We start from the raw sequence: 12,325 nt of genomic DNA, 5'->3' as shown, positions 1-12,325 counted from the left end.
GCTCGGGACCGACCGCCGAGGAGGAAACCTGCCGCAAGCATCTTCCCGTGACCCGGCGCGCAGGCATGGAAGGCGCCCACGATCGCGGCGACGAGCAGCGCCACGGGCAGCGCGGCACGGTGGTCGAGCAGCGCGGCCGGATCCGTGGTCCAGACGGTGCCACGCCCCTGCGCCTGTCCGGCGTCGACGGAGTGGTCGGCGCTCGACGGGCCGACGGCGAGCGTACGTAGTCGGTGACCGTCAGGTCGCCGGTCGAGATGGTCAGCGACGCGCCGTCGACCTCGGATATCGCCTCGACCTGGCCGGTCCACTGCGGAAGCGTCGAGGCCGCGGCCCCGGCCTTGGTGTTGCCGACCTCGGGGTCGGAGACCATAGGACGAAACCAACATCGCCTCGCAGCGAGAGTTCCCTGTTGGGACAACGAGAGTTCGCCGGCGGGTCATGTCACGACACGAGGTGATCGCCGCTATTCACGCAAGCGCCGCGCGGTCGTCACCCGGTACGGTCCCACTGGTGATAGGCCGACGTGGAGTCGGACGCACACTCGACCGATCATCCATACGCCCATCCGCTCGTCCCTCACCATCCCCGAATCGCACAGCGGCTGCCGCGTCCGGGCCGGGGTGGCGTCGAAGGCCCGTACCCCGCGCACGTCGTCCGCCGCCGGGCGCATGGAGAGATGGGGCGGGCGCCGATGAGTTTCCCCGCGGACCACAGTCCAAGATGATGACCGGTGCGCCGCGACATGAGCACGCACCGACCGAACCCGCCGAGAACCGGCACGAGACACCAAGGAACCCTCGATGCGCACTTTGATCAGCACGGCGTTCATCTCGCTCGACGGCGTCGTGGAGGCCCCGGGCGGCGAGCCCGGCTACCGCAACTCCGGATGGACCTTCAAGGACATCGAGTTCCTTCCCGAGGCGTTCGAGATCAAGGGCCGTGAGCAGCAGGAGGCCGCGGCGATGATGCTGGGCCGGGTCAGCTACCAGGCGTTCAGCGCGGTGTGGCCGGACATGGAGGACTTCGCCGACTACAAGGTGATGCCGAAGTACGTCGTCTCCACCACCCTGTCCGAGGGCGACCTGGTGTCGAACTGGGGCGAGACCACGATCCTGCGCTCCCTCGAGGACGTCGCCGCGCTCAAGGAGACCGACGGCGGACCGATCATCGTGCACGGCAGCGCCACCTTGAACCAGGCCCTGTCGGACGCGGGCCTGATCGACCGCTACCACCTGCTCGTGTTCCCGCTCCTGCTCGGCGCGGGCAAGCGCCTGTTCAGCGCCACGGACAAGGACACCCAGAAGCTGAAGCTGGTCGAGCACGAGGCGTACGCCAACGGTCTGCAGAAGAACGTCTTCGACGTCGTCCGCTGACCACGCTCCCGCGGCGTGCGACCCGGGCGCCGGGCGGGCGTTCCGGGACCGGCGTCACCGAAATGCCCGCCGACGGACCGCGGTCGGCGACGCCTCGCCGTCTGCCGGTCGTGACGTGCCGCTGCCGGTCGGCGCGAGGGTGCCGGGCCCGGACGCCTACCGGCCCTCCCCGGTGGTCACCCATTCCGGACGGAAAGGTTCAGTGCTCGCAGAGGGAGAATTGTCGTTCGTAGATCTGCTCGTTGTGTTCGTCGACGAAGAACTTGCGTTCCTGCATGAGTTGTTCGCGGTGGTTCCTGGCCTGTTCGAGCGTCATGGTCGAGGTGTCGGACCATGGTTGTTGCGGCGGCACATCGGATGTCGAGACGATCCTTTGCGACGGGTCGACCAGGAAGAACGCGAGAATTTTGCGATATCCCGGGCGGGTGGAATCCGTGAGCCGGAATGAGCCGACGCGGTGTTGCAGGATGTTGGGGAACGCCAGACAGCGGCCCGCTGGGGTCGATGCGAATCCCAGCATCTGGTTCAGTGCGTCTTCGTCCTCCAAGCCGTAGACGTCACGCACGCCGTTGTCGTCGTTCTGTTCGTAGCGCGGGTCGTCGAGAGCCGCCCGGAAGCTCAGCGTGCTTTCGGTGATGTTCTCGCTGTCCCAGTAGTAGATGGCGGTAGAGACGATCCGCTCGTTCATCATTCCCTCGACATGCCAGGAACCGCCCGGGTATTCGGGCTTGTCCGGGGTGAGATGAATGGTGGCGAGCTTGACGATGACCTGGAGACGGCGGCCGCGCAGGTCGACTCGGGCGGATTCATCGGGCAACCGGGGAGGGGTGAAGGCCGGGGCGTCCGGGACGACCGGACGGCGGTTTTCCCACCAGTCGTCCTGAGCCGCTTCCCATGCGTGAACGGCTTCGTCGTAGGCGTCCTCATCACTGTAGGAGGACTCGTCCGGAGGCTCCGGCTCCGAGTCGTACCACCCGTAGGGATCGGCCTCGATCCGCAGGGGTCGCGGATGGCGCAGATCGGTGAGTACGTTCTCCAGCAGCGGGCGCAGGCGAGCCAACAAGTCCGGTAGTACGGCGGCCAGTTCACGATGATTTTCGGGGTGGACGTTGTTGACGTACGAACGGAAGGCGACATCGCCGTCGTCACTGACGTCGACGTCCGTGGGTAGCCACTGGAATTTCTCCGAGACCTCGTACTTCGAGTAGCGGCTCGTCGGGTTCCGCCAAGCCCGCTCGGGCGCCTCGCTCACCCCTCTCACCAGGCAGAACAGTGAGGGATGGACCAGATCCAGTACCTGGCCGTCGGATCCGGGATGCCAGTCCTGTTCTGCTTCGGGGACCTGTTCCAGAGCCCGAACCGCCTCGCGCAGCCGGGATCGGAGCTTGTCGTCGATCAGCGTGTCCGACTGCCACACCCCGTCGACGGCGGACACCTCGACGCCGGTTCGTTCGTCCCGCAACGCGGCGTAGTGCAGGAGTTCGGCAAGCACGTAACGAACCTGTGCTTCGGTGAGGCCCTGGGCGACCGCTTCCTGCGTCCACCTGGCGACGATGTCGGCATCGTTCATCTTGGCGAACCACCCCGGCTTCGCCCGGATGTGTGCGCTGCACTGCATCATCTGAAGTTCCCGCAGCGTTCGGGGTGTCGCGAACGATATGGAACGGGAAGCAAGAAAGGGCAGCGGGAAAGCAGACAGGCCGGTCAATTCTCTTGATCCTCCCAGTCGGTGTGCGGTGGCGGGAAGGATACTTCAGCAGAGCGACACCGCCTGTGGCCCTGTCATCGCCTGGATCATCGGGGAGCAGTCGTGGCGCGAGCGGACCGGCCGTCTCCGACGCACGACGGGACCGGGGGCCCGCCGAGCGCCGAGTCGGCTCGGCGGGCCACCGAGGCCGTCCGGCGGATCGAGTCCGCGCGGATCGTCAGCGCGCCGGCCCGCTACATCGCCGACTTCGAACTCGCCGAGGACGTCGCACAGGAGGCGCCGGCGGAGGCGCTCGTACGGCCTGCAGGCGGCGTTCGCGGCCTGTCACGCGTCCGCGTCCTCGGTGCCGGAAACCGACCGGGAACGCGTCGTACTCCTGTACGAGGCCCTCGGTCGACCGTCCGGTTGGGGCGCTCCCGCCACCCGGGGGTCCCGACCGCCTCGTCGTCGGTGGCGGAGCGGGGCCGATTCTCACGATCGACCGTTGGCGAGAGGCGTGTGGGGGAGTCGCCGCTTCCGGTCCGGACGCATGTCCCAGCCGGCTGCTCTTACGTCAGATCGGCGAGGAGGTCGTCCAGGGCCTTCTCGAGGGCTGCGGCGTTGGCCGGATCGAACCAGGTGGTGCGGATGCGCTCGTTGCTCCCCTTGGGCGTCTCGTGGTCGGCGGCGAGTTGGTGCAGAGGGCGGCTCTCGTCGCCCAGGGAGCGGCCGACGTTCCGGAAGAGGCCGCGCACGTACCGGTCGGCGGCGTCGGCGGCGATGCCGTGGCCGGTGGCCCACGAGGTGAGTGTGGCGAGGTAGGCGTAGTGGGCGGTGAGCGTCCCGGTCAGTGCGGAGAAGGCGTTGAAAGCGTCCTCGTCCGCGACGGGGAGCGCTCCGCCCAGCTGGTCGAAGAGAGAGTCCACCAGCGGGTGCGAGGGGCAGGTCACGGTGACGGAGCGGCGCTCGCGCACGGCGGGCAGCGGGATGGCGCGGACGATCGGGGCGCCGGTGACGAGGGTTCGGCGCAGGTCGTCGGTGGCGACGCCGGCCATCAGGTTGACCACGGTCCTGTCGTTGTTCACCTTCAGCCCGGCGAGCGCCTCGTGGTGGTCTTGGCGGCGTACGGCGATGATCACCAGCTCGGAGCGGTCCAGCACCTCCTGGTTGTCGGCGCACACATGGACGCCTTCGAAGCGTTCGGAGAGTTCGGCTGCGGTGCGGGCCCCTCGCGGAGAAAGGAAGACGTCCGGCGACGCATCGCCCCCGTCGCGCAGGCCCTCGACGATGGCCCGGCCGATCTCGCCCACTCCGATGATGCCGATGCGCTGCACTGTGTCTTCCTCCATGGTGCGCTGTGGTCGTGACCTGTGTTGGTGCGGTCTGTACGGTCGCGACGAACGCCATCGGTTCCTCGCGTGCCGAATCGAACGGAGCCGATGTCACGTCGGTCGCGGTCTTCTCCACAGCATTGTGACCGCGACGACGCCCGCCAGGCAGGCAATCATCCCGGCACAGCCCAGCTCCGACGGCAGTCCGGTCGCGCCGGAGGTGTCGGGCGGGTGCGGCGGGTCGTGGAGCGTCGCACGTCTCCGGTGGCCGCGATGGAGCCGCCGTCCGCCGTCTGCCGTTTGCCGTCCGCCGTCACCGCCGGTGCGGGCCGGCCGGGGGCGCCACATGTACACCGTCCGGGGGAGCCCGGGCAGCGTCACGGCCGCTTCCACCACGCTCCCGATCCGATCGGCCTTGCTTCCCTCGGGGCGTCGTGCCGGCCCGGTCGATCGCCGACGGTCGACTTCACCCCTCACCCGTCACCCGTCAGCCCTTGAGCGCGGCGCGGAGGGCTGGGGTGTGGTCGGCGGCCCAAGTGGCGAAGGTGCGGCCTGGGCGGCCGGTCAACTCTGCCAGGGTAGGCAGCACTTCCTCGGGAAACTGCACTCGTCGCGCCTGATAGTCCAGGACCTTGTCGACCACCTGTGGGGGCCGGCCCGCGGCCCGCATGCGTTCGCGTGCCGCGGCGGGGGAGAGCTCCTCCCAGGACAGCGGAAGTCCTGTTGCCTCCGCGAGGGCGGCGAGCTGTTCGGCCTGGGTGATCACCGCAGGGCCGGTCAGGACGTAGCGGCGTCCGCTGTGGTACGGCTCGGTCAATGCCAGTGCCGCCACTGCCGCGAGGTCGGCTTCGTGGATCGGGGCCGTCGCGGCGGCGCCGTAGGCCGCCTGCACGCTTCCGCCGGCGCGCAGGTCGGCCATCCAGTGCCAGGCGTTGGCCATGAAGCCGTGCGGGCGCAGGAACGTCCAGTCCGGCACAGCTTGTTCGACGAGCTTCTCGACCGCACCATCGGGTCGCGACGGATCGTCGTCCGCAACCACGGAGGACAAGTAGGCGATGCGGCGGATCCCGGCCTCAACCAGTGCCGCCACGGTCTCCTCGGCACCGTCCGCCTTCACGAACGGCCAGACCAGAAAAACTGCTTCGCACCCACGCGCGGCCGCGGCCACCGTGGACGGATCGGTCAGGTCGGCACGGACGAGTTCCAGTCCGTCGGCGTCGGCGAACCGCGAGGTCTCCGGATCCCGCACCAGCGCCCGTACCCGATGCCCGCCGTCCAGAAGGGCCGCAACAAGGGCTCGTCCGACCGTCCCGGTCGCTCCGGTCACCGCAATGGGCAGGTCTGTGGGCATGGCAACGCTCCTGGAGGCAAGGCCTCTCGCAGGAGGCCGGTCACGGGGTCTTCCACGACCGTAGAACGGGACGGGAAGTCACCCAATGCCTCATCGTCTTCGGAAAATACGCAGACGTATCGGGGTCGAGACCCTCGCGCCGGCATGGCCCCGCGGGATCGCCGAGGAGGCTGAGGAACCCGAGCAACCCGAGCAACCCGAGGAAGCGGACGAAGCGGAGGAAGCCTCGGAACCCGAGGTCCTTGTGCCGGCGACCGGCGAGGTGGCTACTAGCGTGTCGGGCATGGACCTGCTCGGCGACGTCGTCGCCACCATGCGCGCCGGAGTGCCGCGTTCGGCTCGCGCGCAGTGGTACGCCCCGTGGGGGGCAGGAGTTCCGCCGCGGCCCCGGTGCGGGCTTCGTCGTCGTGCTGCGCGGCCCCTGCGTACTGCTGCGGCCGGACGTCGTGCCCCTCCCACTCGGTGTCGGTGACGCCGTGTTCCTGCCGCACGGCGACGGCTACGCCCTCGCCGAACACCCGGACAGCCCCCTCGCCGCCCCGACTTGCGGCCCCGACGGCACTCCGGTCGACCCGCCGGCCCCGGCCGGCCGACCACGCGTGCTCGAAGAACGCTTCGCCGCACCACCGGCGGGAGATCGCACCGCGCTCCCGCCGGGCGCGACTCCCACGACCGTCACGCTCTGCGGCGCGTACCACCTGGACCGCGCACACACGCACCCACTGCTCGACAGCCTTCCCCCGGTCGTGCATGTCCCCGCGCAACTCGGCGGAGCGCCGGGCGGCGGCGGCGACGACGGCGCACGTGCCGGTCTGCGTTCCACCGTCGAACTGCTCGGCGCCGAACTGGGTACGGCCCGGCCGGGGACCGGCATCGTCGTCCCCGCACTGCTGGACGCGATGCTGGTCTACATCCTGCGCACCTGGTACGCCGAGGCTGCCGCGACCGCCGCCGGTACCGTCGGCCACCCGACCCACGGCTGGGCCGCCGCGCTCGCCGACCCGGTCGTCCGCGCCGCGCTGGACGCCGTCCACGACAACCCCACCGCGCCCTGGACCGTCGAATCCCTCGGTGCTCACGCCGGCCTGTCGCGCGCCGCGTTCTCGCGCCGCTTCACCGCGTTGGTGGGCCGTCCCCCGCTCGCGTACCTGACCTGGTGGCGCCTGACCAGCGCGGCCCGACTCCTCCGGCACTCCGACGCGCCGCTGGCATCCGTCGCCGACCAGGTCGGCTACGCGTCCGAATTCGCCTTCGCCAACGCCTTCAAGCGTCAGTTCGGCACCCCGCCCGGCCGCTACCGCATTCGTGAGAAGTGACGGCACCGGTAGGCCGGTTCGGGTGAGATGTTCCGGAGGGCGAGAGTCGCTTCGGCTGCCGTCTCGGTACTGTGACTTCCCATGACCGACGGCGAGATCGAGATCACCGCAGAGCTGGTCCGCGACCTGCTGCGGGAGCAACATCCAGACCTTGCGGGGCTGGCCGTCCGCGAGGTGGCGGGCGGCTGGGGCAACCAGATGTGGCGCCTCGGGGACGATTTGGCCGTGCGCATGCAGCGCATGGACCCCACCCCGGAGCTCCAGCTCAAGGAGCGGCGGTGGCTACCCGTACTGGCCCCGCGCCTGCCGCTCCCGGTGCCGACCCCGGTGCGGTTCGGCGAACCGTCCGAGCGCTTCCCCAAGCACTGGACCGTGATGACGTGGGTACCCGGCGAGCCGCTGGACCACGGCTCGATCAGCCGCGGCGCCCACGCGGCAGACACGCTGGCGGGCTTCCTCCGAGCGCTCCACGTGGAGGCGCCCGTCGAGGCGCCGATCGCCACGGACCGCGGTGCCCATCCCGGGAACTGCACGGACGGCTTCGATCACTTCTTCGAAGCCATCGCCCCCGAAGACATCGCCGCCGACGTCCGGGCCGTCTGGGACGACGCCGTCGCGGCCCCCGCGTGGGAGGGCCCGCCGGTGTGGGTGCACGGCGACCTCCATCCCGCGAACGTCGTCGTCTCGGACGGAACGCTCTCGGGCATCGTCGACTTCGGTGACCTGTTCGCCGGCGATCCGGCGTGGGACCTCGCCGCCGCATGGGTGCTGCTACCCGCAGGCACGGCCACACGGTTCTTCGACACGTACGCGCATGCGGACGAGTCGGCGATCCGGCGCGCCCGCGGGCTGGCCGCCATGAAGAGCCTCTTCCTGATGCTCATGGGGCGGAACGGAGATCGGGGCCTTCCCGGCGGCAAGCCGAACTGGGGACCTGCCGGCCGCGCGGCACTTGATCGTGTTCTGAAGGGCGTTTGATGCCCGCAATCTTGTTTGGCGTTCAACGTTTCAGGCTGAACGGCGTCCAAGCGCTGGGTCGTTCCTACGAAACCGTCCAGATTCGGCTCACGGACGACTCCCGGCGATCACTGCACATGCAGCCGAGCGGATGGCTCCACCCCGACGACAATGTGCGGCGCCGGCGGTGCCGGTGTCGGCGGGTTCTTGGATGTCCTTCGCGGGCGGGCGCCGCGCGGGGAGGAGTTCGGGTCGGGCATCTTGTTCAGTCTCCTGGAGGGGGGACCGCGCGGGGCGCGGCGGGTGCGGGATGAGGCAGGCGGCCGCGCAGGCCGCCGGCGCAACCGCGCCTGCCGCGGCGAACGCCATGCGGTACCCGTCCAGGGTCGGCGCCGCCACGGCCACGCCCGCCGTGTCGGCGAACAGGCGGGTGTGCTGGGCCAGTACGGTGGCGACCACCGCGCTGGACAGGGCCTGCCCGATGGTGCGCATGAGGACGTTGAGGCCGTTCGCCGCGGCGGTCTGCTCCAGCGGCACCGCCCGCATGATCAGCATGGGCAGGGCGGAGTAGGCGAGCGCCGTACCGACCGAGACCACGGCCGCGCCCGCGATGACCGCCCACAACTTGGCTGCCGGCGGGCAGGCCGCACTTGCGAGCGCCTGGACGGCCCGCGGGGGAGTCGACGGCAGTCGGTCGGACGGCTGAACCGACCGCTCATCGACGGCCGTCCGCGATCCTCGACCGCACGAGCCGACCGTGCGTGCATCGTCCGAGGCGACCCGGCCGTCCTCGGTCGCGGTCGGTCGCTCCTCCAGTGTCAACAACGCTGGTGGGCAATACAGCCGGGTCGTCTACGTGGCTTGGTTGTTTCCCGTCGACGTCATGCGGGGTCGGGCCGGTACGCGCGTAGGAACGTGTCGACCGCGGCGGCGGCGATCGCGTGGGTTTCGGCGGCCGTCACTTTGCGGCTGCCCAGGTGGGAACGCGCTTCCATGGGAGCGGTGAGAAGCGCGAGGAACTGTTCCGCTGCCTGCGCGGGTTCGCACGGGCGTAGGCGTCCCGACAAACACAGTCGGGCCAGTCTGTCGGCGAGGGACTCGGCGATCCGGATCGAGGTGCGTCGGTGGACGGCCTCGACAAGGTCGGGGAAGTGGACCACTTGTGCGTGGGTGAGGCGTCGCAGCGCGGTGGAGCGTTCGTCGCAGCAGAGCACAAGCAGTCGGTACGCGATGTCCTCCATTGCCGCCGTGAGGTCCTCGCCGGGTGCGCGCAAGTCGTCGACGACGGCGAGGCAGTCGGTTTGTACCGCGTCCGCGGCGGCCTCGACGGTGTGCCGGAACAGGTCTTCCTTGTCGGCGAAGTGGTTGTACATCGTCGGTTTGGCGACGCCGGCCTCGGCGGCGACTTCCCGTACGCCCGCCTGTTCGTAGCCGTGCCGCGCGAACACCGCGAAGGCGGCGTCGAGGATCGCTCGCCGCTTGTCGATGCGCCCGCGTGGCGCGAACCGTTCCCTTGGAGGAGCTGCTTCCGTCACGTGCGCAGCATACTGCGGGTCAACGAATCTGACCCCAGCGGTTCACTTTTCTTGTCTGCGTGTGTCAGAGTACTCACCAGCCTACTTATCTGAACCAATGGGTTCATTGAAGGGAGTGGCCGTGATAGCCAGCCTGCAGCGCTTCGCGTTCAAGGACGAGACAACCGAGGAGGAGCGAGTCGAGGTGCTCGCCGCCTTCAGGCGGACCGCGAGCGTCGAGTCGGTGGCGTTCTCGACGGTCGGCCGCGATCTGGGAGACCCCGCCGAGGGCTTCACCCACGCGTACTTCTGCGCCATCGCGGACCTGGCGGCATTGGAGCGCTACATGCACGACCCCGTGCACTTGGCGGGCGATTTCGTGATCCTTCCCCGGCTGGCGCGGCTGATCGCGGTGCGCTTCTCCGACGATTCGTCACCCGATCCGGCCGACGCCATCGCGGCGATCTATCAGGCGAAGGTGCAGAAATATCCGGAATGGGAAGAGATGCTGAACGCGATTCCGGACGTGAAGGTGGCGGTGGAGTCAACGCGTTGAGATCTGCGGATTCCGTGAGTCTGCGCCGGTTGCAGATCTCGATAAGGCGGGCCCGGAGCGGTCACGGCTGCGGCGGGCGGTAACAGACGCGGATCCTGGTGTGACGAGCCGTTGATGCGCTGAGGATCACTCGGAATGTTGAGGGCGTCGGCCCCGGCCGGTTCGGGTCGGGGCCGAACCTGTTGCCATGCGGGGCGAATGGGTGGAGGAGACGGTCGGGCCGGACCGCGTCGTCTGCGCATTTCCGGAATCGTCCCTGCGGCCCCTGGCGTGATCGACCCCGATTATCGAAACCGACTCTGTGACGAGGCGACGGACCTTTCGGTGGTCGTCCGAAGGAAAGGAGGTGAGCGCACCGCTCCCGGCTCGCCTTTGTCGTTCGGCGGTCCTACTGTCGAAGGCGTTCACGAGGAGGATGTCTGATGCGCAGCGTGACCTATTCGATGAACGTTTCGCTTGACGGCTATATCGTCGGGCCGGACGGCAACTTCGACTGGACGGCGCCCGACCCGGAGGTCTTTCGCTTCTGGATCGAGGAGATTCGACAGGTTGGCGTCCACCTGTTGGGACGACGGCTGTACGAGACGATGCTGTACTGGGAGACCGCCGACCAGGATTCCTCGCTCGACGAGGCCGAGTTGGAATGGGTCGCGCTCTGGAAGCCGCTCCCGAAAGTGGTGTTCTCCACCACGCTGTCGGCGGTACAGGGCAATGCCCGCCTGGCCTCCGGCGGTCTGGCGGAGGAGATCGAGCGGTTGCGAGCCGAGCCCGGGGAGGGCGACATCGCGATCGGGGGCGCGACTCTCGCCGCCGAGGCGGCCGCGCTGGGTTTGATCGACGAGTACCAGGCCATGGTCTACCCGGTGCTGGTCGGCGGTGGCATTCCGTTCTTTCCCCACGGCGAGCGCCGGGTGGATCTCGAACTCGTCGAGACCCGCACCTTCGCCTCGAGATTCGTCTACCTCCGTCACCGCGTGGCACGTTAGCCGGTTCGTCCGCCGAGTCCGGTGAAGCCTCGGACGAGGTCGGCGGCTGCGGGAAGGTCGGGACAAGCGTCGAGGACGCGGTCGGGCCGGCGCAGTCGCCGCTGCTCAACGCTGCGGGGCGGCGGATGACCCGCGGCCGTGGCCTGGTCGACGCCACCGGGCGACCGTCGCCGCCTTGACGGCCGGGCGCCGCGCTGCGGAATCGTCACCGAACTCGAAGCCGTGATCACCGGCCCTGACCACAAGCGCAAGTAGGCAACGGACGTTCGAGGCATCGATGGGGCTCGGACGTTGCTGGGTGGCGGCGGCCGCGTGCGAGGATGCTGCTGTGCCGGATGCGATCGACGCGGTGGACTGGGGCTCCATACCGGGCCATCCCGACTGGTATGAACCCGAGCGTGCCGCCCGTGGTCTTCGTGTTCTTTCCGAGGCAACGAACCTGGTACGGGCGGCGGAGGCCGGCTCGCAGCTCGGCGGCGGTGGAATACTGCATGGCCACAGCGCCGCCGTGTTCCCCTCTGCCGTGATCGCGACCCCGCTGCTTCTGGACATCGCCCAGCGGGGTCACCCGGCGGCAAAGGCCGCTGCGTTGGGGCTGCTTGACGAGGCTTTGTCATGCACTCCGCACGCCGGGTACACGCGGGTGGTGGCTTCCGACGGCACTGCGGTTCCCATCTGCTGTGCCATCGCCCACCATCTGCGAGCTCGCGCCGATTTTCTTGTCGGGCTGGGCAGGATGGGCAAGTCGCTTCTGGCCGACGCGGCCGTGCACTGGCGCTTCGAGATCCGCGAGTGCGTCGCCGACGGCAGCGACACGTCAGCCTTCGGCATCTTGGCCGGTTGTCTCCCCGACGGCGCGCATGCGGCGGAAATGCATCTCGCCGGTGCCGTCACCGTGCTGAACGAACTCACCCTCGAATACCCGCCCGCCGAGGGTTCTCCCGAAGCATGCCTGCGGGTGATCTCCCGGCATCCGGGCGAACTGCCGCCAGGTGCCGTGCTGTTTCCGGCGAAGTGCGGAGATCGCGTGCACTGACCGGCCTCGGGGCTGCAAGAAACCTGTCGGTACAGGGAGCGGCCGACCTCAACCGCCACACCGCGCGAACGGACCGCGTCCGCGTCCGTCCGCCGAGCGAAGGACTGACGACCGGGTGCCACGCCCGCGGATCGATCGCGGGCGGCGTCGGGCGGGGCTCGGCCGCCCGAGTTCGAGATCCGGCCGATCCTCGTCGGCGGCGGCAACGTCCGCAT

At 69.2% G+C, this 12,325-nt stretch carries 12 protein-coding genes; 7 read left to right on the top strand and 5 right to left on the bottom strand.

The window, feature by feature from the left end; translation table 11 throughout:
- Positions 1-47 precede the first annotated feature (47 nt).
- Together ACIBSV_RS30795 and ACIBSV_RS30790 are read left to right on the top strand one after the other, a co-directional pair.
- Complete coding sequence (locus tag ACIBSV_RS30795) at positions 48-230, top strand: hypothetical protein (RefSeq protein ID WP_395868775.1); 183 nt, start codon at positions 48-50, stop codon at positions 228-230.
- Positions 231-803: 573 nt separating this feature from the next.
- Positions 804-1,376, top strand: a complete 573-nt coding sequence (locus tag ACIBSV_RS30790) for a dihydrofolate reductase family protein (RefSeq protein WP_395868773.1) — start codon at positions 804-806, stop codon at positions 1,374-1,376.
- 199 nt (positions 1,377-1,575) lie between these two features.
- On the opposite strand, the gene ACIBSV_RS30785 is transcribed toward ACIBSV_RS30790, so the two are convergent.
- From ACIBSV_RS30785 to ACIBSV_RS30775, 3 genes are all read right to left on the bottom strand, one after another.
- Entirely contained in the window at positions 1,576-3,084 is a 1,509-nt protein-coding gene (locus ACIBSV_RS30785; RefSeq protein ID WP_395868771.1) for a DUF4246 domain-containing protein, read from the bottom strand.
- 548 nt (positions 3,085-3,632) lie between these two features.
- A complete protein-coding gene (locus tag ACIBSV_RS30780) occupies positions 3,633-4,412 on the bottom strand; it encodes an NAD(P)-binding domain-containing protein (protein ID WP_395868769.1) in 780 nt (259 codons plus the stop codon).
- A 469-nt stretch (positions 4,413-4,881) separates the two neighbouring features.
- Positions 4,882-5,745, bottom strand: a complete 864-nt coding sequence (locus ACIBSV_RS30775) for an SDR family oxidoreductase (protein WP_395868767.1) — start codon at positions 5,743-5,745, stop codon at positions 4,882-4,884.
- A gap of 407 nt (positions 5,746-6,152) precedes the next feature.
- Here ACIBSV_RS30775 and ACIBSV_RS30770 point away from each other — a divergent pair, with 407 nt between their 5' ends.
- Complete coding sequence (locus ACIBSV_RS30770) at positions 6,153-7,061, top strand: AraC family transcriptional regulator (RefSeq protein ID WP_395868765.1); 909 nt, start codon at positions 6,153-6,155, stop codon at positions 7,059-7,061.
- Between the two features lie 81 nt (positions 7,062-7,142).
- Positions 7,143-8,039: an aminoglycoside phosphotransferase family protein gene (locus tag ACIBSV_RS30765; protein WP_395868763.1), complete on the top strand. Its 897-nt coding sequence runs from the start codon at positions 7,143-7,145 to the stop codon at positions 8,037-8,039.
- 87 nt (positions 8,040-8,126) lie between these two features.
- On the opposite strand, the gene ACIBSV_RS30760 is transcribed toward ACIBSV_RS30765, so the two are convergent.
- Positions 8,127-8,642 carry a hypothetical protein gene (locus ACIBSV_RS30760; RefSeq protein WP_395868761.1) on the bottom strand — a complete coding sequence of 172 codons (516 nt, stop codon included), beginning with the start codon at positions 8,640-8,642 and terminating at the stop codon, positions 8,127-8,129.
- 257 nt (positions 8,643-8,899) lie between these two features.
- Positions 8,900-9,553 carry a TetR/AcrR family transcriptional regulator gene (locus tag ACIBSV_RS30755; protein WP_395868759.1) on the bottom strand — a complete coding sequence of 218 codons (654 nt, stop codon included), beginning with the start codon at positions 9,551-9,553 and terminating at the stop codon, positions 8,900-8,902.
- Between the two features lie 121 nt (positions 9,554-9,674).
- Between ACIBSV_RS30755 and ACIBSV_RS30750 the strand changes: the two genes are divergently transcribed.
- From ACIBSV_RS30750 to ACIBSV_RS30740, 3 genes are all read left to right on the top strand, one after another.
- Positions 9,675-10,088, top strand: coding sequence for a Dabb family protein (locus ACIBSV_RS30750; protein WP_395868757.1), 414 nt, complete (start codon positions 9,675-9,677; stop codon positions 10,086-10,088).
- A 422-nt stretch (positions 10,089-10,510) separates the two neighbouring features.
- A complete protein-coding gene (locus tag ACIBSV_RS30745; protein WP_395868755.1) occupies positions 10,511-11,074 on the top strand; it encodes a dihydrofolate reductase family protein in 564 nt (187 codons plus the stop codon).
- 328 nt (positions 11,075-11,402) lie between these two features.
- Positions 11,403-12,110: a hypothetical protein gene (locus ACIBSV_RS30740; protein ID WP_395868753.1), complete on the top strand. Its 708-nt coding sequence runs from the start codon at positions 11,403-11,405 to the stop codon at positions 12,108-12,110.
- Positions 12,111-12,325: the final 215 nt, after the last annotated feature.

Origin of the sequence: Embleya sp. NPDC050154 (genome assembly GCF_044460165.1) — a bacterium.
Taxonomy (GTDB): Bacteria; Actinomycetota; Actinomycetes; order Streptomycetales; family Streptomycetaceae; genus Embleya.
Note: the sequence above shows the minus strand (reverse complement) of the source record. Positions and strands in the feature narration are given on the sequence as shown.

What these genes read in the sequence shown, in the direction of transcription:
- ACIBSV_RS30780 (WP_395868769.1), bottom strand. Translation starts at nt 4,412, where the DNA reads ATGGAGGAAGACACAGTGCAGCGCATCGGCATCATCGGAGTGGGCGAG.
- ACIBSV_RS30745 (WP_395868755.1), top strand. Translation starts at nt 10,511, where the DNA reads ATGCGCAGCGTGACCTATTCGATGAACGTTTCGCTTGACGGCTATATC.
- ACIBSV_RS30790 (WP_395868773.1), top strand. Translation starts at nt 804, where the DNA reads ATGCGCACTTTGATCAGCACGGCGTTCATCTCGCTCGACGGCGTCGTG.
- ACIBSV_RS30765 (WP_395868763.1), top strand. Translation starts at nt 7,143, where the DNA reads ATGACCGACGGCGAGATCGAGATCACCGCAGAGCTGGTCCGCGACCTG.
- ACIBSV_RS30775 (WP_395868767.1), bottom strand. Translation starts at nt 5,745, where the DNA reads ATGCCCACAGACCTGCCCATTGCGGTGACCGGAGCGACCGGGACGGTC.